21 protein-coding genes are annotated in these 22,299 nt (G+C 41.5%); all 21 read right to left on the bottom strand.

Annotated features, from left to right (window positions below):
- Nucleotides 1-151 precede the first annotated feature (151 nt).
- On the bottom strand, nt 152-1,855 hold the full coding sequence (locus V7654_RS00315; protein ID WP_335427575.1) for a proline--tRNA ligase: 1,704 nt from the start codon (nt 1,853-1,855) through the stop codon (nt 152-154).
- Nucleotides 1,856-2,063: 208 nt separating this feature from the next.
- On the bottom strand, nt 2,064-3,326 hold the full coding sequence (gene rseP / locus V7654_RS00320; RefSeq protein WP_335427576.1) for an RIP metalloprotease RseP: 1,263 nt from the start codon (nt 3,324-3,326) through the stop codon (nt 2,064-2,066).
- Between the two features lie 62 nt (nt 3,327-3,388).
- Nucleotides 3,389-4,531 (bottom strand): 1-deoxy-D-xylulose-5-phosphate reductoisomerase, encoded by a 1,143-nt coding sequence (locus V7654_RS00325; RefSeq protein WP_335427577.1) that lies wholly within the window; start codon nt 4,529-4,531, stop codon nt 3,389-3,391.
- Nucleotides 4,532-4,822: 291 nt separating this feature from the next.
- On the bottom strand, nt 4,823-5,611 hold the full coding sequence (locus tag V7654_RS00330; protein ID WP_335427578.1) for a phosphatidate cytidylyltransferase: 789 nt from the start codon (nt 5,609-5,611) through the stop codon (nt 4,823-4,825).
- A gap of 19 nt (nt 5,612-5,630) precedes the next feature.
- A complete protein-coding gene (locus tag V7654_RS00335) occupies nt 5,631-6,407 on the bottom strand; it encodes an isoprenyl transferase (protein ID WP_335427581.1) in 777 nt (258 codons plus the stop codon).
- 454 nt (nt 6,408-6,861) lie between these two features.
- Nucleotides 6,862-7,419 carry a ribosome recycling factor gene (frr, locus tag V7654_RS00340; protein ID WP_335374953.1) on the bottom strand — a complete coding sequence of 186 codons (558 nt, stop codon included), beginning with the start codon at nt 7,417-7,419 and terminating at the stop codon, nt 6,862-6,864.
- Nucleotides 7,419-8,144 carry a UMP kinase gene (gene pyrH, locus V7654_RS00345; protein ID WP_335427582.1) on the bottom strand — a complete coding sequence of 242 codons (726 nt, stop codon included), beginning with the start codon at nt 8,142-8,144 and terminating at the stop codon, nt 7,419-7,421. The genes frr and pyrH overlap by 1 nt, the downstream gene beginning before the upstream one ends.
- Before the next feature lie 86 nt (nt 8,145-8,230).
- Nucleotides 8,231-9,115, bottom strand: coding sequence for a translation elongation factor Ts (tsf, locus tag V7654_RS00350; RefSeq protein ID WP_335427584.1), 885 nt, complete (start codon nt 9,113-9,115; stop codon nt 8,231-8,233).
- A gap of 184 nt (nt 9,116-9,299) precedes the next feature.
- Nucleotides 9,300-10,010 carry a 30S ribosomal protein S2 gene (gene rpsB, locus V7654_RS00355; RefSeq protein WP_335427585.1) on the bottom strand — a complete coding sequence of 237 codons (711 nt, stop codon included), beginning with the start codon at nt 10,008-10,010 and terminating at the stop codon, nt 9,300-9,302.
- 150 nt (nt 10,011-10,160) lie between these two features.
- Nucleotides 10,161-10,748, bottom strand: coding sequence for a hypothetical protein (locus V7654_RS00360; protein WP_335427587.1), 588 nt, complete (start codon nt 10,746-10,748; stop codon nt 10,161-10,163).
- 9 nt (nt 10,749-10,757) lie between these two features.
- A complete protein-coding gene (locus tag V7654_RS00365; protein WP_335427589.1) occupies nt 10,758-11,072 on the bottom strand; it encodes a hypothetical protein in 315 nt (104 codons plus the stop codon).
- Nucleotides 11,073-11,084: 12 nt separating this feature from the next.
- Nucleotides 11,085-12,461, bottom strand: coding sequence for a FapA family protein (locus tag V7654_RS00370; RefSeq protein WP_335427590.1), 1,377 nt, complete (start codon nt 12,459-12,461; stop codon nt 11,085-11,087).
- Nucleotides 12,462-12,478: 17 nt separating this feature from the next.
- A complete protein-coding gene (locus V7654_RS00375; protein ID WP_438825236.1) occupies nt 12,479-13,237 on the bottom strand; it encodes a FliA/WhiG family RNA polymerase sigma factor in 759 nt (252 codons plus the stop codon).
- Nucleotides 13,238-13,388: 151 nt separating this feature from the next.
- A complete protein-coding gene (locus V7654_RS00380) occupies nt 13,389-13,886 on the bottom strand; it encodes a chemotaxis protein CheD (protein WP_335427594.1) in 498 nt (165 codons plus the stop codon).
- Nucleotides 13,879-14,520 (bottom strand): chemotaxis protein CheC, encoded by a 642-nt coding sequence (locus V7654_RS00385; protein ID WP_335427595.1) that lies wholly within the window; start codon nt 14,518-14,520, stop codon nt 13,879-13,881. Before V7654_RS00385 ends, V7654_RS00380 begins: the two co-directional genes overlap by 8 nt.
- 19 nt (nt 14,521-14,539) lie before the next feature.
- On the bottom strand, nt 14,540-14,995 hold the full coding sequence (locus V7654_RS00390) for a chemotaxis protein CheW (protein WP_335427596.1): 456 nt from the start codon (nt 14,993-14,995) through the stop codon (nt 14,540-14,542).
- A 52-nt stretch (nt 14,996-15,047) separates the two neighbouring features.
- Nucleotides 15,048-17,096 (bottom strand): chemotaxis protein CheA, encoded by a 2,049-nt coding sequence (locus tag V7654_RS00395; protein ID WP_335427597.1) that lies wholly within the window; start codon nt 17,094-17,096, stop codon nt 15,048-15,050.
- A 19-nt stretch (nt 17,097-17,115) separates the two neighbouring features.
- Nucleotides 17,116-18,216 carry a protein-glutamate methylesterase/protein-glutamine glutaminase gene (locus V7654_RS00400; protein WP_335427599.1) on the bottom strand — a complete coding sequence of 367 codons (1,101 nt, stop codon included), beginning with the start codon at nt 18,214-18,216 and terminating at the stop codon, nt 17,116-17,118.
- Nucleotides 18,217-18,224: 8 nt separating this feature from the next.
- Nucleotides 18,225-19,091: a MinD/ParA family protein gene (locus V7654_RS00405; RefSeq protein ID WP_335427601.1), complete on the bottom strand. Its 867-nt coding sequence runs from the start codon at nt 19,089-19,091 to the stop codon at nt 18,225-18,227.
- Nucleotides 19,084-20,265 (bottom strand): flagellar biosynthesis protein FlhF, encoded by a 1,182-nt coding sequence (gene flhF / locus V7654_RS00410; protein ID WP_335427602.1) that lies wholly within the window; start codon nt 20,263-20,265, stop codon nt 19,084-19,086. Before flhF ends, V7654_RS00405 begins: the two co-directional genes overlap by 8 nt.
- The gene (flhA, locus tag V7654_RS00415; protein WP_335427604.1) at nt 20,262-22,298 is read right to left on the bottom strand and encodes a flagellar biosynthesis protein FlhA; all 2,037 of its coding nucleotides are present in this window, start codon (nt 22,296-22,298) and stop codon (nt 20,262-20,264) included. Before flhA ends, flhF begins: the two co-directional genes overlap by 4 nt.
- Between the last annotated feature and the right edge of the window lies 1 nt (nt 22,299).

Below are 22,299 nucleotides of genomic sequence, written 5' to 3' on the forward strand. Positions count from 1 at the left end.
CTGATAGGCATGTAGCCTAATATATAAATCACTAAATTTAATAGTTGTTTACTATAAGCAAAAGCTATTATATCACAAAATGACGATGCCGTTACCTGTGTTTGGATTTTCCATTTAAAAAGCGGATCCCGAAATAGGACCCGCTAAATTACTAAAGTTCTTGCAAAATATTCTTAAGCGCTTCAGCAAGCTGATCCTTATGGATTTCCTGCATTTCGCCATTTTTACGGATTTTCACTTCCACAATGCCCTCACTCGCTTTTTTACCAACCGTTACCCTGACAGGCAGGCCAATCAGGTCGGAATCAGCGAATTTTACACCTGGTCGTTCTTGGCGGTCATCCAGAAGTACATCCAGTCCGGAAGTCTTCAAATTAGCATATAGCTCCTCTGCTAAAGCAGCCTGCTCACTATCCTTCATATTAATAGCAATAAGATGGACATCGAATGGAGAAATATTCTGCGGCCAAACTAGACCGTTCTCATCATTGAATTGTTCCGCGACAGCTGCCATTGTACGGGAAACACCGATACCGTAGCAGCCCATGATCATTGGCTGTGTCCTGCCGTTTTCATCAAGGATTACAGCGTTCATTGCCTCGCTGTATCTTGTTCCTAACTTGAAGACATGTCCAACTTCAATGCCCTTGGCAAAAACGATTGTTCCGTTTCCATCCGGAGAAGGATCTCCTTCCTTAATGAAGCGGAAATCAGCATATGCGCTCACTTTAAAGTCACGTTCAGGATTTACATTTTGATAGTGGTAGTCTTCTTCGTTCGCACCGCAAACTCCGTTGACAATCGCTTCAACACCATGGTCAGCAACAACCTCTACGTTTTCAACTCCAATAGGACCAAGTGAACCAACTGAGCAGCCGAGAACTTCCTTAGTTGTATTGGCATCTGCCAATTCTACAACTGATGCTTCAAAGTAGTTTTTCAGCTTGATATCGTTCACTTCATGGTCGCCTCTGACTAAAACTAGTACATATCGGTCATCTACTTTAAACAGTAATGATTTAATGCAGTCCTTTTCCTCTACTTGCAGGAACGCGGATACTTCCTCAATTGACTTCTTGTTTTCTGTATGGATCTTTTCCAGCTCATTTTCTTGTTCCCCGCTCTTTTCATACACAGCGGTTACTGGAGCCATTTCAACATTGGCAGCATACTCGGATGTGTCTGAGTATGCAATTGTATCTTCTCCGATATCGGAAAGAACCATAAACTCATGTGTATCTTTTCCGCCCATCGCTCCTGAATCGGCTATTACTGCACGGAAGTTCAGCCCGCAGCGCTTAAATACATTTGAATATGCCTGGAAAAGACGCTCGTATACTTCATCAAGGCTTTCCTGAGTTGCATGGAAGGAATATGCGTCCTTCATGATAAATTCACGGCCTCGCAAAAGACCAAATCTAGGACGTTTTTCATCACGGAACTTTGTCTGGATTTGATACAGAGTTAAAGGCAGACGCTTATAAGATTTAACTTCGTCACGAACAAGACTAGTGATGACCTCTTCATGGGTTGCTCCAAGAGCAAACTCACGATCATGACGGTCTCTTAATCTCATTAGCTCCGGACCATAGGAATACCATCTGCCTGATTCCTGCCAAAGTTCTGCCTGCTGCAATGCAGGCATGAACAATTCTGCAGCACCTGCATTATTCATTTCTTCTCTGATAATCGCTTCAACCTTCTGAAGGACTTTCCGGCCCATAGGCATATATGTATACACACCGCTGGCATTTTGGCGGATGAAACCCGCACGCAGCAGCAGCTGGTGACTTTTTACTTCTGCGTCTGATGGTACTTCTCTTAAAGTAGGAATAAGCGTCATACTTTGCTTCATTGATTTACACCTCATTAGGATATAGAAGATTTTACTTATTGGTTGTGTTAAAGTTGTCTGTTGATCTCCGCTCCAGGCACTCGCTTTCCGTTCTATTCAAAAGGTGCTAAATCACATTGAACTTAAACACAGCCTACGTATTAAAAAATTGTCCTGCCTGGTATTAACCAGACAGGAAAAAATAACTGCTTAGATTACGAAAACAATATTATAAAAAGAATCTCTGGATGTCGTTCCATGTGACAACTAACATTAATAGCATCAAAAGAGCGAATCCGATAAAGTGAACCATGCCTTCTTTTTGCTTGTCGATTGGCTTTCCTCTTAATGCTTCGACTGCAAAGAATGTCAGCCTTCCGCCATCAAGGGCAGGGAAAGGCAAGAGATTCATGATACCAAGGTTAATGCTCAAGATCGCTGCCCACTTCATTAAATAGAAGATCCCTGACTTGGCAACTGTATCTGTTGAAACATAAATCCCGACCGGTCCTGATAGCGCATCAATCGAAAATTGGCCGGTAATCAGTTTTCCAAGCATAGAAAAGATTTCTGTCGTCCAGAAATAGGTTTCTTTAATTCCATATGAAATAGATTTCAAAGGTGATTTTTCAACAGGGCTATATACCCCAATCAGCCCGATTTTTTCACCTTCAACTGTTTTTGATTCAGGTGTTACAGGCAGCTCGATATTTTCTCCGTCACGGACAATGGAAAAATCAAGTTCGTTTCCCGGATTCTTCCGAATGATTTCAACAACATCCTGCCAGCTCGACACTTCAGAGCCTTCAATACTGTTCACGATATCGCCTTCTTTTAAGCCTGCATCGAGCGCAGTGCCATCGGGCGTCAATTTACCCAATACAGGTTCATTAGACGGGATACCCTGAAAAAGGGCAAGAATGATAAAAATGACCATAGCAAGCAAGAAATTCATCATTGGACCTGCAAAAATGGCCATTGTCCTTTGAGCTAATGTCTTAGAACCGAATTGTCTGTCATACGGGGCGATTTGGGTTTCAGTCCCATTTTCGACTAACACTGCTGTCTTGCTGATCGGGAACGATTTGATAAGCGTGTCATCCTCGCCCTCTTCATACCCTTTAATAAAGAGATCGCGTTCGATATCAGCTTTCTCAACTTCAATAATTCGTGCATCAGGAAACTTTTCCTTGTTATTGAGGATGATTTTGGTAACTTCTTCGTTGCCATTGAACAATAAGCCTACCCTGTGACCGGGTTTTATCTCAATCATTTCTGGATCTTCGCCAGCCATACGGACAAATCCGCCGATTGGCAACAGACGAATGGTATAGGTAGTTTCATTTTTCTTATGTGAAAATACCTTTGGGCCGAAGCCGATTGCGAATTCTCGGCATAGGATGCCAGCGCGCTTGGCAAAGATTAAGTGCCCCAATTCATGAAAGAATACAAGGGCTCCAAAAATGACAATAAAGGCAATAACTGTATTCAAATTATCTAACCACCTTTTTAAGGATAAGAATCCACTTCTTTCAATCTGAGAGAATCTATGCTTTATAACAGTGAATGTATAAAGCTTCTCGTCTCTTTATCAGCCTCTTGAATCATTTCAAGGCTTGGGTTCTTTATAATTTCGTGGCCGTCCATTGCTTTTTCGATCATGTCTTCAATTTGCAGGAAAGTGATTTTGTCCTCCAAAAAGGCAGCGACTGCTGCTTCATTAGCCGCATTCATAACTGCCGGCAATGTTCCGCCCGCTTTTCCGGCTTCGTATGCAAATTTTAGACATCGAAAACGGTCAAAATCCATTTCCTTAAAATGCAGCTTGCCGATTTCAGCAAGATTCAACCTTGTTCCCGATCTTAGAAGCAGCCTGTCTGGATATGTAAGAGCATATTGGATAGGAACCTTCATATCGGGGGTTCCAAGCTGGGCAATGATGCTCGTATCGTGAAATTCAACCATTGAATGGATGATGCTTTCTCGATGGAGCAGGACTGAGATTCTGTCATATGGCAATGAAAATAGCCAATGTGCTTCAATTACTTCAAGTCCTTTATTCATCATTGTAGCTGAATCAATGGTTATTTTCGCCCCCATGGACCAATTTGGATGGTTCAAGGCATCTGCCTTAGTTACACCTTTTAAATCATCCCTCGTTTTGTCTCTGAAGCTGCCTCCTGAAGCAGTCAGGATCAGCCTCTCAATATTTTTTTCTTTCTCGCCCTGCAAGGCTTGAAAAATAGCAGAATGCTCACTGTCTACAGGCAAAATGGAAACATTATGGCGCTTCGCTTCCTCCATGACAATGTGCCCGGCTGTGACTAGTGTTTCCTTATTGGCAATGGCAATCGTTTTTTTCGCTTTTATCGCCTCTAATGTCGGGCTTAAACCCACGCTGCCTAGGACTGCGTTAACAAGGATTTCGGACTTATGGAAGACAGCGGCCTCTTTAAGGCCCTCACTCCCATAAACAATCTTTATCTTCCCAAATTCACTCTTTAAAGTTTCAGCATCTGACTTTTCCTGGACGGAAACTAGCTCCGGGGAGAATTCACTAATAATTTTTCTGGTAAGTTCCATATTTCGGCCAGCAGACATTGATACTAATTTAAATTCTTCTGGATGCTCCCTGATTACATCGAGGGTTTGAATTCCAATCGATCCTGTAGCACCTAACAAGCTGATTTTCTTCACAAACTTCACTCCTAAACAACATAAACGGGTATTGCTGGCTTCACCAGTTCTTTCCCTATTCGACTTCACCGAAACATAGCCGATGGCTTCATAAATACATTGATTTTCTGTAATTTTTTTTAAAATTAAGGCTTTGTTAAACTTGTCTGTTGATTTCCGGTCCAGTCACTCGCTTTCCGCGGGGGGCAGCTAAATTAAGGAGACACATGTATCTTTTCGCATTAGTTGCTGATTTCCCCATCGACAGAGTTTTAATATCAAGTGTAAGAACAACAAAATTAACATAAAGACCTATAGCAAATGGAAAAGGTGGATTAACGGCCATACAAACAGCAAGCTGTCAAAACGGTCAAGCATTCCTCCGTGTCCTGGCAAAATATTGCCGGAATCCTTCACATTATAATGCCTTTTCATAGCTGACTCCACAAGGTCTCCGATTTGTCCAAAAACGGATAAGAATGCTGTCGCAGCAATCAGCAGGATAGCGGATACTTCCATGTCAGCGAAAACGCTGAACAATACTGCAACAATTAATGCGGATAGTACGCCACCAAAAAAGCCTTCAGTCGTTTTATTCGGGCTGATTTCAGGCCAAAGTTTATGTTTGCCAAACGCCCGGCCGATAAAATATGCTCCAGAATCGGTAGCCCATATCATGAACAGTGAATAGAACACGTACGTTAAACTCGCTTCTCTAGTTTCAATGAAGAAGAAAAAGCCTAGTCCAACATATAATACGGACAGAATCGAAAATGCTACATCCTCAAATGTGAAACGGTTCTTGGTTATGACTGTGTAGGTCAAAAATAAAAGCACACCAAGAAGGAATAGCTCTGATTTTGCATAACTTAAGCTATCAAAGATGCCCTGGTACTGCTCTGGAATCATGAAAATCCAGAGTAGTATTAATGATATAATTCCAGAAACTGAAAACAGTTTTAACTTCCTCATTTTTAGTGCTTCATATAAAGCAATGGAAGCGATAAGATAAACCATTGCAATAAATGGCCAGCCTCCAAATATAACGATTGGAAGAAAAACAGCTGCTGCAACGACTGCTGTAATGATTCTCTGCTTCATCTATTCATTCACACCTTTTTTATACTCCTCCAAAACGCCTCTGGCGGCTCTGGAATGCTTCGATTGCTTCAACAAAATGCTCTTCGTTAAAATCAGGCCACAGAACATCCGTGAACCAGAATTCGGAATACGCAAGCTGCCATAGCATAAAATTGCTTAAACGGATCTCTCCGCTTGTCCTGATTAATAAGTCTGGATCATTAAGCTCTTTTGTCATTAAATAGGAAGAGAAAACTTCCTCGTTTAGTTCATCTTCCTTCATTATACCACTTTCAACATCAGCCAAGACTCTCTTGACACCATCAAGAATTTCTGCACGACTCCCATAGTTAAGCGCAAAATTGAGGATCAGTCCTGTATTTCCCTTTGTATCTTCCATCGCCTTACTAACTGCTCTCCTGGTGTGCTCCGGAAGCTTATCCATATAGCCAATCATTTCAACCCGTACATTTTCTTCGATCAGTTCGGGCAGGAAAGTTCCCAGAAATTCTTCTGGCAGTTTCATAAGAAAATCAACTTCCATTTTCGGTCGTTTCCAGTTTTCAGTTGAAAAAGCATATACTGTTAGAGTATTAACACCAAGTTCGCTTGCAAGTTTTGTAATTTTTCGGACAACCTTCATACCTTCATGATGGCCAGCGACTCGAGGCAAAGCCCGCTTTTTGGCCCATCGACCATTCCCGTCCATAATAATAGCTACATGGGAAGGTACTTCATGGTCTTTAATTTGATGAATACGATCTCGGAGACTGGAAGAATTATTCTGGTTCTTCCATAGATTCATTTTATTTAACATTAGGACAGCTCCCCCAAAAAGATAATCTTTAGCTCCGATCAGAAAAGCGTAAACGCCTGAATGGAATATTTAAGATCAGGCGCTAAAGCTGGACAACTCTCGAAGAAAAACATTTAATGAAATTTCTTATTAATCTCTGCTTATTCCGCATGCCACTATCATACCAAAAAAGAAAAAAGATATCTCTATAAATGGATGGCATCAAGCAATTGTTTTAATCCGGCTTATCACATTCTTTTTATACAGAAAGAGCCTTACATAAAGATTATGTACATGTTATGTGATAAAGAATAAGAACCAGCATTATTATAGTCTATCTTTTATGCCGGAAGCTTAGTCCTTTTCTAGTGAATATATGTATAGAGAAAAAACCCCCTGGAAAACAGAGGGTTTTCGTAAATGATGCATAGTGCGGAAGCAGACTTACTAGAAGCCGGCTAAATTCAAGCCAAAATTATACTTCCAATAGTTCTTTTTCTTTTTCTTTTGTAATTTGATCGATTTTAGCGATGTGTTCATCAGTCATTTTTTGAATGTCATCAGAGTAGCCGCGCAGATCATCTTCGGTGATTTCACCGTTTTTCTCTAGCTTTTTCAAATCTTCATTGCCATCTCGGCGAATATTGCGGACTGCAATTTTTGCATCTTCTGCTTCCTTTTTGACAAGCTTCGCAAGCTCTTTACGGCGTTCTTCTGTAAGCTGAGGAATAGCAAGTCGGATGATCGAACCGTCATTTGATGGATTCAATCCTAGGTCAGATTTTAAAATCGCTTTTTCAATTTCTCCAAGAATTGTCTTGTCATACGGTTGGATTACAAGCAGACGAGCCTCAGGTACGGAAATACCTGCAAGCTGGTTTACTGGAGTAGGTGCTCCGTAATAATCAACCTGGATTCTGTCAAGAAGAGAGGCGCTGGCTCTGCCCGCACGAATGCTGGCCAGTTCGCGAGTATATGCTTGAATCGCTTTTGTCATTCTTTCTTTTGCATTAGCAATCGCTTGTTTTGGCATTAGTTTTTCCCCCTCACAATTGTTCCGATTGTTTCTCCCATTACTGCCCTTTTGATATTACCTTTCTCCATGATAGAGAAAACAATTAATGGGATATCATTGTCCATGCATAATGATGAAGCTGTGGAATCCATAACAGCTAAGCCTTCCTTTAAGACATCCAAATAAGATAGTTCATCATATTTAGTCGCATTCTTGTCAACCCGCGGGTCTGCAGAATATACGCCATCAACATTATTTTTCGCCATCAGGATTACATCCGCCTCAATTTCGGCAGCACGTAACGCAGCTGTGGTATCCGTTGAGAAGTATGGATTTCCTGTTCCTGCTGCGAAAATGACAACGCGCGTTTTCTCTAGATGCCTGATTGCTCTTCTTCTGATGTAAGGCTCGGCCACCTGGCGCATTTCAATGGAAGTTTGAACCCTTGTTTCGATCCCCGCTTGTTCCAGGCTGTCCTGTAAAGACAGGGAATTCATGACCGTAGCGAGCATGCCCATATAGTCTGCCGTCGCTCTGTCCATTCCCATTTCTTCACCGATTTTACCTCGCCAGATATTTCCCCCGCCTACTACAACGGCGACTTCAACACCAAGCTCCGCAATCTCTTTTACCTGGTCTGCAACATTTTTGATTACCGACGGATTGATGCCAAATCCTTGTTCTCCGGCTAAAGCTTCTCCACTTAACTTTAAAACAACTCTTTTGTATTTTGGGCTGGTCATAGGGTACCTCCATATGTAATTTATAAAGCTATGTCCAAAAACAGGGAACACAAAGTGTTCCCCGCAATTACATAGGCTAGTAATAATTATTTCTTGTTAACTTGGTTCATTACTTCTTCAGCAAAGTTATCTTCACGCTTTTCGATGCCTTCGCCTACTTCGTAACGAGTGAACTCACGTACAGTTGCGCCTTTTGATTCAACGAACTGACGTACCTTTTGATCTGGGTTCTTAACAAAAGTCTGGTCAAGAACACAAACATCTTCGAAGTATTTGCTTAGACGGCCTTCAACCATTTTAGCAACGATGTTTTCTGGCTTGCCTTCGTTAAGAGCTTGTTGAGTAAGAATTTGGCGCTCGTGTTCAACTTCTTCTTGAGAAACTTCGTCACGAGATACATATTTAGGTCTTAATGCAGCGATATGCATAGAAACATCTTTAGCAGCTGCTTCTTCAGTAGTTCCTTCAAGAACAGTTAATACGCCAATGCGTCCGCCCATGTGAAGGTACGCACCGAATGCATCATTGTCAGTTTTAGTCTTGATTTCAAAGCGGCGAAGTGAAAGCTTTTCACCAATTTTAGCAATAGCAGCATTGATGTGGCTTTCAACTGTTGCACCGTTTTCCATTGTTTGAGCGTTTGCTTCTTCAACAGATGCCGGCTTGTTTTTTAGAAGGTGCTCAGCAAGTTCTTTAACAAGTACTTGGAAGCCTTCGTTCTTTGCAACGAAATCTGTTTCAGAGTTCACTTCAAGGATTACAGCTTCATTACCTTCTGCAAGGATGTAAGTTGTTCCTTCAGCAGCAATACGGTCAGCTTTCTTAGCAGCCTTAGCGATACCTTTTTCACGAAGGTAATCGATCGCTTTGTCCATATCACCATCTGTTTCAGTAAGTGCGTTTTTGCAGTCCATCATACCTGCGCCAGTTTTTTCACGTAGTTCTTTAACCATTTGTGCAGTAATTGCCATAATGAAATTCCTCCTAGAATCATGATTATGTAACTATACTTAATTTTAACTTCATTCAGCCAATATAAACCCTAACAGGAGTTATAAAGGATTATTAGACTTAGGCTCTAAAAAATAACCTTTTATAGAGCCAAGTCTTAAAAAAAGGTGATAAAGGGCGCTTCCCTATATCACCTTTTTCAAATTAAGCTTCTACAGCTTCTGTAGTTTCTTCGCCTTGCTTAGCTTCGATAATAGCATCAGCCATTTTAGCAGTTAGCAATTTAACAGCGCGGATAGCGTCATCGTTCGCAGGGATAACTACGTCGATTTCATCCGGATCACAGTTTGTATCAACAATTCCAACGATAGGAATGTTTAATTTGCGAGCTTCAGCAACAGCAATGCGCTCTTTGCGTGGGTCAATGATGAAAAGAGCATCTGGAAGGCCCTTCATGTCCTTGATTCCGCCTAAGAATTTTTCTAAACGCTCTTGCTCTTTCTTCAATTGAACTACTTCTTTCTTAGGAAGTACTTCAAAAGTTCCGTCTTCAGACATTCTTTCAATGTTCTTAAGACGTGTGATACGCTTTTGGATTGTTTCGAAGTTTGTTAAAGTACCACCCAACCAGCGTTGGTTAACATAGTACATACCAGAACGAGCTGCTTCTTCTTTAACAGAATCTTGAGCTTGTTTCTTAGTTCCTACAAAAAGAACAGTTCCGCCGTTACCAGCAAGCTCTTTCACGTAGTTGTAAGCTTCTTCTACCTTCTTAACTGTTTTTTGAAGGTCGATGATGTAGATGCCGTTACGCTCAGTGAAGATATACTTCTTCATCTTTGGGTTCCAACGGCGAGTCTGGTGACCGAAGTGTACACCAGCTTCAAGCAGTTGCTTCATAGAAATTACTGACATGTTGTTTCCTCCTAATGGTTTTGATTTCCTCCGTCCATTTCATCTTCAGCCAGCAACTGTCGAAACAGCACCATCTGGCCAAATCAATGAACGTGTGTATTAACACCATGAGATAATATAGCATATATAAAACTGACAATCAAGTTATTCTTACTTATTTTGACGAAATTTAAGCAAAAGTTCTATTTCCGTTTTGCCTTTATCAAGATCACGCGCAATTTCCTCAATGGATAATCCTTGATTTTTCTTCAGAAACACTTGGTCGATAAAGCTTAATTGCTGCAATTCTGAGGACTCATCAATGATGAGCAGATCTTCCAAGTTGCTTTCTGCCTCGTCTGCCTTCATTGACGATGGTTCGCTATTTTGCTGATAGGCTTTCTTTGCTGCATGATAGGAAACCCCTCTGCCAATTCTCGGGGGGAGTTCCTCCTTTTGTCCTTTGTCGCTAGTATTAGGTTCCAAATCCGGATTTAATGATTTTGGTTGTATTTGGCTATCAAATTTGATTCCGGTTTTTCTAACGTTATTCGTAGTCTTCATATTTTCGATGAATTTTTCGTTTTCTTCCTTTATCTCCAGCAGGTACGAGGAAAATACTTCTTCAATCTCCCCAATGATTCTTTCCTGTTTTTTCTCTGCTTCAACAAGCCTGTTTTGCCTTAGATATAAAAGGATAATTGCGAAGATGGCTGCTGCGTTTAGTATGAGGCTTAGGAGTAGTAGAAAAGTGGTCATAACATCCCTCTATCCGCTGTAATCAATTACCTTTCCCTTATAGGGATGGTTCTGCTGTATGTGGTGGTGTTCGCTATTTTTCTTTTTGTCAGGATTACTTTGTTCCTGATTTTGATTTGAAGATCCATCATCTTTAGTTAGATGGGCTTCTTGCTTTGGATTATTCTTGATCACTGTTTTGCGTTTTAATTCATCTTCCTTTGTTACACTTTGTGCGGCATGTTCCTGAAGGTGCTGCCCACGCTGCTGAAGTTGTTCCTGAATCTTGCCGGCATCCTGTGTCCTCGGAAGTGCAATCTGCATTTCGATTGCCTTGAGGCTCATCCTGTCACTTCCTTAATGGTTGACTTTTTCTGCTTCTGCTAATGGATGGATGCTGATTTCACTATTTTCAAGACTAAATCTAACCTGCTTGTAAACCTGGTTTGTCACTTGGGCGTACTTCCCAAAATACACCTTTGTATTTGGAAAAACTCTATCAAAAATCATTAACGTAGAGTTTAAGCGATCTTGTTTTTCAGCTTGCAAGACGTGTAGTTCATCACTTTGATCTAATAAGCTGTTTTCTATGCTCTGTCTTGTGGCTCGCTGCTTACTGATCATCTTTTGCTGCTCATCTGTAAGTTTACCTGTCTGTTTAACAATTTCAGTAATCTTCACTTCTATCTCAGTAAGCTTTTTTATGTTTTCTTTTGCTTTTTCGATAGACTGGATAATTTCCATTTCTGATTTTTCCAGCGTAGGATCCCATCCTACTGCGAGCTCTGTTTTTGTAAACAGTTCATTCCCTAATCCCTTAACGAAAATATTCCTTCCTGCAGAAATAGTGCCGCCGATCAACGTTCCTGTTCTGCAGTCAATATTTCCGCCTGCGGTCACTCTGCTATGGAGGATCGATGTTTTAACAATCACATCTTGTCCCGCTTTAACATTCGCCTGATTAAGGTAATTAACGAGTACATTACCGCCTGCGGTTATACTTCCTTTCATGCCGCCGGCCACTCCGCCGTGAATGATGATATTGCCAGCAGCTTCCAGTGATGATGCTTCCACAAGGCCATGAACCCAGATGTCTCCACCAGCCTTGAGCTCATATCCACTAGGTACATTCCCTCTAATTGTGATATTTCCAACAAAATCAAGATTACCCGTTTTTAAATCCAAATCACCCTTAACCTCGAAAACCGGGTTAACGGAGATTGATGTATTCGTCATGCTGACCTTGCCGTCTATCATAGAATAAAACTTACCTGATTTATATAAAACATTGTTTCCCGCCTTGATTCTCAGAGGACGGCCATTCCTGCCACGAATCAGCCGCCCTGTTACATCAAGACCATCTATCCCCTCGCCAGCTGGAATCTCGGTTGCAAGGAGCTGGCCTTTTGTAACTGACGGTATATGAAGGACGACGCGAAAATTGAATGCTTCCTTATCTGCATGATTCATCTCTTTTATTTCATTGCGTAAATATGCATCTGTTCCATTTATCGCTGGCTTTCCTTCCGCAACAGTAATGGGATATTTGACGGAGGTAGGATTGGCAGCGGCTGACTCCAATATATCCTGCTTTACTCCAACGGTGATGTGATTTTCCATTAACAGCTCTGAAAGACTGTCGACTGAAACCAAATCTATCTTTTCGTGTTCCTTTAAATCCAGCACTGCTGTCAATCGGTCCTTTGTTAGCTTTACCTCGAACGCTTTTACCATCTTTATCCCCTGCCCTGCTACACTTTCTCTAGCCATTTCCTTAATTTGAAGATTGCTTTAGAGTGTATTTGAGAAATCCTGGATGTAGATAAGTCCATAACTTGACCTATTTCCGTAAGTGTCAATTCTTCTTTATAAAATAAACTTAGTACAAGCTGCTCTTTATCATTTAATTGAGAAACCATTGCCGTCATTTCTTCAATCATTTCAGCTTTAATCAGCTTTTCCTCTGGAATTTCCGATTTTTCATCTTTGATGGAAAAGGATTGATTGTCACGGTCATCATGGTCATTAGGCTGTTCATCGATTGATAGAACATTAGCGAAAAAATGTTCGTTGATGGTGGTGCAAATTTCACCTTCATCCATACTTAATTCCTGGGCAATTTCCTCTACTGTTACGTTGCGCATATAACGCTGTTCCAGCTTTTCAATTGCTGCATCAATCTTTTTCGCCTTCTCCCGCGTACTCCTGGGGAGCCAATCTTCTTTTCTTAACCCGTCTAAAATGGCACCACGAATGCGAAACGAAGAATATGTATCAAATTTCAAATCCCGTTTCGGATCAAATTTTTCAAGAGCATCATACAAGCCAATCATCCCTAGGCTTTTTAGATCATCCCTTGAAACGCTTTTTGGAAGATTTACCGATATTCGCTGCACATGATAGGATACAAGCGGCATATATTTTTTTATCAGTAAATTACCTGCATCCGGATCACGGGATTGCACCCATTTGTCCCATGTTATCTGATCTTCCGAAGTCGATCCCCGCACCATTGTAATCCTCCTCACGCGCATACCGCATTATTCTTTGTTGTGGGTTTTCGCATTTGCTTGCTGCAAGTTTACGAAGTAAGCCTTGATGATGTCTTCTTTCAAAAAGTGCTTTGATCCAGCTTGCACAATCAAGCTTTTTTAAATAAAATCATATCTCACTATTACCCTTATTAACTGTCCTGATTTGCATCAAACCTGTTTTTGGGTCAAATTCGATCGTTCGCCCGCTGTTTCCGCCAACATCCTTGGCAACTACCGGAATTCTTAATAACTTTAGTTCAAGAAGGACTGCATCCACATTCCTCGGGCCAATTCTCATCAAATCGCTGCTGCCGGAAAATTGGAACATTTGAGCTCCACCTGCAAGCTTAGCTTTCATCCAGGCTGGCCTTGCTCCCATTTTTTGCAGCTTGCCGTATAGCGCTTTTATTGCTGTGTCAGCATATTTTGCCTCATTAACTGGACCCGATTTTGACAGGGATGAATCCGGAAGCATTACATGGGCTAGTCCTGCTAATTCCCTGCCCTGGTCATACAAAACAACTCCTACACATGACCCCAGACCGGTTGTCTTGATTAAATGGGGCGCTTTCACCGTGTTCAGATCAGCAATACCAACTTTTATGATCTCTGCAGTACTATACATCAACCAGTACTCCCAATGCTTTGAAAATGGTATTAAAGGATTCAGGATCTGGCAGGAGAAAGAAATGTCCTTTTACACTCTCATCAGTCTGACCTTCATCTTCATTTAATGCTGTATCAATCACAATTGCGTAATCGCTGACCTGCGATAGTTCAAGCAGTCCAAAACTTATGACAGCACCAGCCATGTCAATACTCAGTGCAGGAACTGACGGCATAAGATTTAACTGCGTAAAATCAGATAATGAGCTCAGGTATGAACCTGACAGGATGTTACCCATTTCCTGCATTGCAGAAAGCGCCAATTCATTAACTTCCGAATCTGAAAATGAAAATGTCTGATCTCCAATCAACAGACGGATAAATTTCTCCGCCTGCTGTAATGGAAGGACAAAAAACATGCTTCCCGGAGCGTCTCCTTCAATTCTCAAGAATACGCTCGCAATGACACTTTCTGCTCCACCAGCCATTTCCATCATTTCATCAAAACTGACAACCCTGACATTGGGAACCTTCATATCAATCTTTTTATTTAATAGTGTAGAAAGTGCCGTAGCTGCATGCCCTGCTCCGATATTGCCAACTTCCTTTAATATATCAATATGCATATCAGATATTTTTATATGAAACGACATATTATGATCCCTTCAGTCTTTAGAGGTCTTTTTCCTCTAAAACACCAAGAATATTTTCTAAATCAATTAATATTAACAGGCGTTTGTCTAGTTTGATTACTCCGTTGATAAAATCTGCTGCTTCAGCACCAACAATTTCAGGAGGCGGTTCGACGATGCTAGACGGAATATCGATTACATCGTTTGCTCCATCGACAATAAGGCCAACTTCAGCTTCCGCAACCGAAACAATAATTACCCGAGAGCTATCTGTATAACCTTGTTCCTCAATGCCAAAACGGACGCGCAAATCGATCAGTGGTGTGACGACTCCCCTAAGATTCATGACACCTTTTACATAAGGTGAAGTGTGGGGCACTCTTGTGAAATGCATGATTTTTTCAATCGATTTCACTTGACCGACGGGAACAGCATATTCTTTTTCATTTAATTGGAAGACAATTACTTTCAAGTCTGATACCAGCATTTCAGCCATTTTGTTCACTCCTATATTTTCAGCATGCACATATAGATCATTAGCTCAGCGATTATTTAATTAATGCATTGCAGTCTACGATTAATGCTACCTGTCCATCTCCGAGGATTGTTGCACCTGAAATTGCAAAGACATTTGTTAAATAGTTTCCCAGTGATTTCAGCACTACTTCCTGCTGGCCGATAAAAGAGTCCACAACCAATCCGGCCATTTTATCACCCTTCCGGACAATAATCACAGAATGGAATTGGTCATCTTGTGGTTCAGTAGGAACTTCAAAGATCTCCTTCAAAAACAGAAGTGGAACAACTTTTCCTCTAAAATCGATAACTTTTTGGTTATGGGCTTTTAGAATATCTTTATCTTTGATTATTGCTGTTTCAATAATAGATGAAAGAGGAATCGCAAATTTTTCCTTCTGAATCTCAACGAGCATGACAGAAATAATTGATAATGTAAGCGGAAGCTGTATAGAGAAAATAGTTCCGGCGTTTTCTTTTGAATCAATTGAAATGGAGCCGCCTAATGATTCGATTGTATTTTTGACAACATCTAACCCCACTCCCCGGCCTGAGATATCGGAGATTTTCTCAGCTGTTGAAAAACCGGAGGAAAGGATTAATTCATACACTTGTTTATCAGTCATAGAAGGCGCGGCTTGCTCAGATACAATCCCTTTGCTGACAGCTTTTTTCAATACTTTCTCTCTGCTGATCCCAGCTCCATCGTCTTCTATTTCTATGAATACGTGGTTTCCGCTATGGAAGGCTCTTAAGACTACCGTTCCTTCCTCGCTCTTCCCTTTCGCCCGGCGCTCTTCAGGTGACTCTACTCCATGGTCAACAGAATTTCTCAGAAGGTGGACAAGCGGGTCACCGATTTCATCAATAACCGTACGATCTAATTCCGTTTCTGCACCAACGATTTCCATATTGATCTTTTTGTTCAGATCACGCGCGAGCTGGCGGATCATTCGAGGGAATCTATTAAATACAGTTTCTACTTGAACCATACGCATATTCAAGATGATATTTTGCAAGTCACCAGAAATCCTTGACATGCGCTCGACAGTTTCGGTAAGTTCAGTATTTTCGAGTTCCTTTGATATTTGTTCAAGCCTGCCTCTGTCTATGACCAGTTCTTCAAACAAATTCATCAGAATATCCAAACGCTCTATATTTACTCGGATTGTCTTGCTGCTGTTATTCTTACTATTATTCTTCTTTTCTCCTGCAGGAAGAACTTCTGCCTCAACTGAAGACTCTCTCATGACTATCTCAGCAGTGTTTTCATTCTGCTGGTTCACATGTGGTTCTAGGTCACTTGTCATAGTTTTAAAGTCATCCAATTCAAGTGATCTCACATTCGTTTTGACGACTTCAGATACCTTCATGATTTTCCCTTTAATGTCATCCTGGTTTTCTTTAGACACAATCGTCACAGAAAATTCAGAATCAAATTGTTCTTCTTCCAGCTGCTCTACAGAAGGATTTGCTTTAATTACTTCGCCAATCTGTTCCAAAACCTCAAAAACCATATATACCCTGGCTGCTTTTAAAAGACAATCTTCACGCAACCCGATCGATACCTCATAAACGCCAAAACCCTGCTCCTTTGATTGCTTCAGCACCGTAAGCTCAAATTCATCATAGTTTGAATGCAATGGAGCTTCTACAGCAAGTGCTGCTGCAGCCTCTGCATTAGCATGTGTAAGAGGATGCTCACCCATCTCAATCAATTTCAATTTGGCCACAGCTTCAGCGACGTCCATTTTCCCGTCTCCGCCTGCTGCAATCGATTGGACCATCTCTTCAAGGTGGTCAACCGCAAGGAAAATGACATCAAGTAGTTCAGGGCTCGTTTTCAGACGGCTGTTCCGGATTGCATCCAGAACATTCTCCATTTGGTGAGTCAAGCTTGCCAAATCTTCATAACCCATTGTTGCTGACATCCCTTTTAAGGTATGTGCTGATCTGAATATCTCATTAATGATCGTCAAATCTTCAGGATTCTTTTCAAGTTCTAATAATTGTTCATTACAGGACTGCAAATGCTCTTTACTTTCTTCAATAAAAACTTCAAGATATTGATTTAATTCCATGTGCTCCGCACCCCCGGCCTTAAATATAATTCATGATTGATTCTGCTATATTTTCTACATTCACCACTTCATCCACCAAATTCGTTGCAATAGCGGATTTTGGCATCCCAAAGACAATAGAAGTTTCCTGTGATTCAGCAATCGCTTTTACATTTCCGTTTTTCTTCATTTCGATAAGACCCTTGGCTCCGTCCGATCCCATTCCCGTCATGATGACTGTTATTTTTGAAACATGCTTCAAGCTGCTAACCGACTCAAGCAGAACGTCCACTGAGGGGCGATGCCCATTGCGTGGAGCAGATTGCCCAAGACTGACAGCGAGGCTCGTTCCAATACTTTTTACCTCAAGATGCATTCCGCCTGGAGCGATATAGGCTGTTCCCTTTTGCAGCAGCTCACCGTCCTCCGCTTCCTTTACTTTAATTTCACTTAAGGAATCAAGCCTGTTAGCCAGGGACTTCGTAAAACCTGCAGGCATATGCTGTACAACCAGGATCGGTGAGCCAAAATCCTTTGGCAATGATGTCAACACTTGCTGCAGAGCTCTTGGGCCACCAGTCGAAGTACCAATACAGACAATTTTTTTCGCATTGGTATCACGTCTGCTTCCATTAATAGACTGCTTTTCCGACGCTTTTTTTTCAGAGGTGATGAATTTTTTCGTTTCCTTTGAAGAGGAAAAGATATTATCTTGGTGATTATGCATTATTTTGCGCAGATTAGCTTTACTGGCCGAGAGAACCTTTTCAATCAGCTCCGCCTTGATTTTATGTAGGTCGATTGAAATGGAGCCGGACGGTTTTGCTACGAAATCCACTGCACCAGCCTGTATTGCCTGAAAGGTCGTATCCGCACCTTCCATCGTTGTGCTAGACAGCATGACGACAGGTATCGGCTGTTCCTTCATGAATACCTTCAAAACTTCCAATCCGTTCATGATTGGCATTTCGACATCTAGAGTAACAACATCCGGACATAAGGTCCGCCATTTCTTTATTGCGTCCTCTCCATTTCGTGCAGTGCCAATAACATCAATCTTGGAATGTTCAGATAGAAAGTCGCTAATCAGCTTTCTCATGAAAGCCGAATCATCTACGATGAGAACCTTAATTTTTGCCAATTCGACCACTACCTTTCGAAAAGGAATTGCTTTAATCTTGCTGTAAAACTTCTGTTATCTCTCTTTTCGGCATTGTAGCTCACTTTGTCCATATATTTTTCCAATATAGCGGCCATTCCCTTTGAAACTTGTGACCGTTCATTGAACAATACAAATGGAATTTGCCTTTTTACCGCCTCATGAACACTTTTGTCATCCGGAAGCATCCCTAGCTTAATAGTTGATCGGCCGAGAAACTTCTTTAAAACATCCTCCAGCCGGGAAAGGGTTTCATTTCCTTCCTTTACGGATCCAGCCCTGTTGACAACTAAATAAAATGGTAAAGTTGAATCAGCCATATGGATATATTTCATGGTCGCATAGGCATCCATGAGTGATGTAGGTTCTGTTGTAGTAATAACAAAGATTTCATTGACTGATAGAAGGATTGACAGCGTTTCTTCATTCAACCCTGCTCCCATATCAAAAATAAGATAATCATATTTTTTCAGGACTTCTCCGAGGCTTGATGTGAAATAATCTACGGAATTATGATCCATTTTAATTAACTGGCTTAAGCCTGTACCACCGGAAATATATTCGATTCCTTCTGGTCCCTGAAAAATAATTTCTTCCAGAGAAGACTTTCCCGAAAGAAAATCGGCGATTGATAGATGAGTGCTTCTTCCCATCAAAATCTCAATATTCCCCATCCCGATATCAAGGTCAAATAACAACACTTTATATCCTTTCCTGGCTAAGGATATTGAAAAATTCAGTGAAAAGTTGGACTTGCCAACCCCTCCCTTTCCACTTACAACAGCTAGCGTTTTCGCTTCCTTATCCGGGATTGTTTGTTTTAGCCGTTCTCTTAGTTTCTCTGCCTGGTCACTCATAGCTGCTGACTCCAAGAATGGTATTTACGATGATTTCCGGATTTGCTTCTATCAGATCATCGGGCACGTCCTGGCCATTCGTCAAATAGGCGATGCCGGTCGAGAACTTCTGTGACATATTCAGCATCGCTCCATAAACAGACGTTTCATCTAATTTAGTAAAAATGAATTTGTCGATGTGGATGAGCGAAAATTGGTTTCGGATTTCTTCCATATCCCTTTGTTTCGAAGTTAACGCAAGCACAAGGAAGGTTTCCATGTCATTATTAAAATCAATCGCATTTTTTAAATCGCTGACATATTTTTGATTTCTGAAGTTCCTTCCGGCTGTATCGATAAAAACGACATCATATTCCTTGAACCTATTTGTCGCTGTCTGAAAGTCATCGATGTTATAGCAGACTTCAATCGGTACATCGAGAATTTTTGCATATGTTTTTAATTGTTCAATTGCAGCAATCCGATATGTATCGGTCGTGATAAACGCTACTTTTTTCTGATGCTTCAATACACATTCAGCTGCAATCTTTGCAAGAGTCGTCGTTTTCCCCACACCAGTTGGGCCGATTACATTCACGAATTTCTTTTGAAAAGAAATCCCTCCAAATGATTGGTCAGCCAACTTTTGAGTGACGGCTTCCGCACTCCATTTTCTTATTTCTTCAGTGTTCGCAGCTGCCCCGCCTAAATACCATCTTTCTAGAAGAGTAGCCGAGAGCTCATCGATTAATTCTGTCTCCAGCTCCTGAGTTTTAAAGTACTGCAGCTGCCTGCTGACCGGCTCAGGCAAAGACACCGGTATATCAGGCTGTGCACTTTTACTTTTCAGCAATTCCTTTAACAGTGCAATCTCTCTTATCAACTCACTATTTCCATTTGAAATCTGAACTGCTGGATTTGCCTGCTGCAGAACAGGCTGATGCTCATTGGCTTTTAAAGATTTTTTTATCAAAGGTTCTCTCTGAGACTTCTCCTGCTTAGCAGGTTCCATGCTTATTTCTGTATCAGGATCTATAGCCGCGATTACTTCTATATTATTTTTACTGAAAAAACCCATGAAACCGCCTGTCTGGATGACGCGTGAATTTAAAATCACCGCATCGCTTCCCAGTTCCGCTCTAACTTGTTTCATTGCTTCGGGCATGGATGAAGCTGTATACTTTTTCACTTTCATTCTACATTCACCACTCCGACACTTTGGACTTCAACATTTGCTTCTAATTCGTTATAAGACAATACTGGGATTTGCGAAAAATATCTTTCCGTCAATTGGCGGACGTACATCCTGACTGCAGGAGAGCAGAGGACGATTGGAGTTTGTTCCATAATGCTCAATTGTTCCACCTGACTTGCCACCGATTCTAGTATTCCCTGCGAAACAGCTGGGTCAAGCGATAAATAATTGCCATGCTCGGTTTGCTGAACACCTTCAGCAATTAATTTCTCCACCCGGCCTGACAGTGTAATGACCTTCAGCGTATCTCCCACTCTTGAATACTGGTTAGTTATCTGTCTAGCAAGTGCCTGGCGAACATATTCTGCCAAAATCTCCGTATCAGTTGTCACCTTCCCATAATCAGCAAGTGTTTCGAAAATGATCGGAAGGTTTCTGATTGAAACGTTTTCCCTAAGCAGTTTTCCTAGTACCTTTTGGATCTCACCGACAGACAATGGATTTGGTGTCGCTTCCTCCACGAGGATTGGATAACTTTCCCGTAAATGATCAATCAGCTGCTTCGTTTCCTGTCTGCCAAGCAGTTCATGCGCATTCGCTTTGATGACCTCGGTAATATGCGTTGAAACTACCGATGGTGGATCGACTACTGTATAGCCAAATATTTCAGCCTGTTCCTTCATTTCTTCGGTAATCCACTTTGCTGGCAGTCCAAAGCTTGGCTCGATTGTATCGATACCTTCCACGGATTCATCATCGATTCCCGGGCTCATCGCCAGATAATGGTCTAGAAGCAACTCACCCCTGGCCATTTCATTACCTTTGATTTTTAGTCTGTATTCATTCGGCTGGAGCTGGATATTGTCGCGAATCCTGACAACGGGTATAACGAGACCTAACTCAATCGCGAGCTGTCTTCTGATCATGACAATCCTGTCGAGCAAGTCTCCTCCCTGATTTGTATCTGCCAGCGGAATCAAACCATAACCAAATTCAAATTCGATTGGATCAACATTCAGCAAGTTGACAACACTTTCCGGACTCTTCATTTCATCCATCTGGATGTCTTCTTCCATGTCCTCAAGCTGTTGTTTATCAGGTTCAGGTACACGCGAGAAGGTATAGCCTCCGACTGCCATCAATGCCGCTAGAGGAATCGTCAATAAGTCAGAGATGGGAGTGAATAAGCCTAGGAGAAAGATGGTTCCACCGGCTACATATAGCATTTTTGGATATGCCGTAAGCTGAGATGTGATATCAAACCCCAGGTTTCCATCAGATGCTGCACGTGTGACAACAATACCTGTTGCAGTAGAAATCAACAGCGCAGGAATTTGGCTTACGATTCCGTCCCCTACAGTCAGCAGTGAATATCTTTGAGCCGCTTCACCAATTGCTAATCCTTGTTGAGTCATTCCTATGACTATTCCAAAGATTAAGTTAATCAACACGATAATAATGCCGGCAATCGCGTCACCCTTTACAAATTTGCTGGCACCATCCATAGCCCCGTAAAAGTCAGCTTCTCGGCTTACTTTTTCGCGCCGTTCACGTGCCTGCTGCTCAGAAATCATTCCAGCATTCAAATCCGCATCAATACTCATTTGCTTACCTGGCATCGCATCGAGCGTAAACCTGGCTGCAACCTCTGATACACGTTCAGAACCCTTCGTGATCACAATAAATTGGATAATGATCAAGATGAGGAAAACAACCATCCCGACTACTACATTGCCTCCGACTACGAACGAGCCGAAAACCTCGACTACTCCACCTGCTTCCCCATGTGAAAGGATTGAACGTGTCGTCGAGACGTTCAGGCCCAAACGGAATAAAGTTAAAATTAACAGCAATGAAGGAAAAACAGAAAATTGCAGAGGTTCCGTCATATTCATTGTGTTCAACAGCACTAAAAGCGCGATGGAAATATTTATCATGATCAGTATACTTAATAGCCATGATGGAAAAGGAATAATTAACATCGCCACTATTAAAATGACACCAAATATGACGGATAAATCTCTTGCTGACATA

Origin of the sequence: Bacillus sp. JJ1609, from assembly GCF_036967045.1 — a bacterium.
Taxonomy (GTDB): Bacteria; Bacillota; Bacilli; order Bacillales; family Cytobacillaceae; genus Mesobacillus.

Coding starts and splice junctions, on each gene's coding strand:
- V7654_RS00330 (WP_335427578.1), bottom strand. CDS start 5,611: ATGAAGCAGAGAATCATTACAGCAGTCGTTGCAGCAGCTGTTTTTCTT.
- pyrH (WP_335427582.1), bottom strand. CDS start 8,144: ATGACCAGCCCAAAATACAAAAGAGTTGTTTTAAAGTTAAGTGGAGAA.
- V7654_RS00405 (WP_335427601.1), bottom strand. CDS start 19,091: ATGAGTGACCAGGCAGAGAAACTAAGAGAACGGCTAAAACAAACAATC.
- V7654_RS00395 (WP_335427597.1), bottom strand. CDS start 17,096: ATGGAATTAAATCAATATCTTGAAGTTTTTATTGAAGAAAGTAAAGAG.
- V7654_RS00335 (WP_335427581.1), bottom strand. CDS start 6,407: ATGTTAAATAAAATGAATCTATGGAAGAACCAGAATAATTCTTCCAGT.
- flhA (WP_335427604.1), bottom strand. CDS start 22,298: ATGTCAGCAAGAGATTTATCCGTCATATTTGGTGTCATTTTAATAGTG.
- V7654_RS00315 (WP_335427575.1), bottom strand. CDS start 1,855: ATGAAGCAAAGTATGACGCTTATTCCTACTTTAAGAGAAGTACCATCA.
- V7654_RS00365 (WP_335427589.1), bottom strand. CDS start 11,072: ATGAGCCTCAAGGCAATCGAAATGCAGATTGCACTTCCGAGGACACAG.
- rpsB (WP_335427585.1), bottom strand. CDS start 10,010: ATGTCAGTAATTTCTATGAAGCAACTGCTTGAAGCTGGTGTACACTTC.
- flhF (WP_335427602.1), bottom strand. CDS start 20,265: ATGAAAGTGAAAAAGTATACAGCTTCATCCATGCCCGAAGCAATGAAA.
- tsf (WP_335427584.1), bottom strand. CDS start 9,115: ATGGCAATTACTGCACAAATGGTTAAAGAACTACGTGAAAAAACTGGC.
- frr (WP_335374953.1), bottom strand. CDS start 7,419: ATGCCAAAACAAGCGATTGCTAATGCAAAAGAAAGAATGACAAAAGCG.
- V7654_RS00380 (WP_335427594.1), bottom strand. CDS start 13,886: ATGTATAGTACTGCAGAGATCATAAAAGTTGGTATTGCTGATCTGAAC.
- V7654_RS00390 (WP_335427596.1), bottom strand. CDS start 14,995: ATGGCTGAAATGCTGGTATCAGACTTGAAAGTAATTGTCTTCCAATTA.
- V7654_RS00360 (WP_335427587.1), bottom strand. CDS start 10,748: ATGACCACTTTTCTACTACTCCTAAGCCTCATACTAAACGCAGCAGCC.
- V7654_RS00370 (WP_335427590.1), bottom strand. CDS start 12,461: ATGGTAAAAGCGTTCGAGGTAAAGCTAACAAAGGACCGATTGACAGCA.
- V7654_RS00385 (WP_335427595.1), bottom strand. CDS start 14,520: ATGTCGTTTCATATAAAAATATCTGATATGCATATTGATATATTAAAG.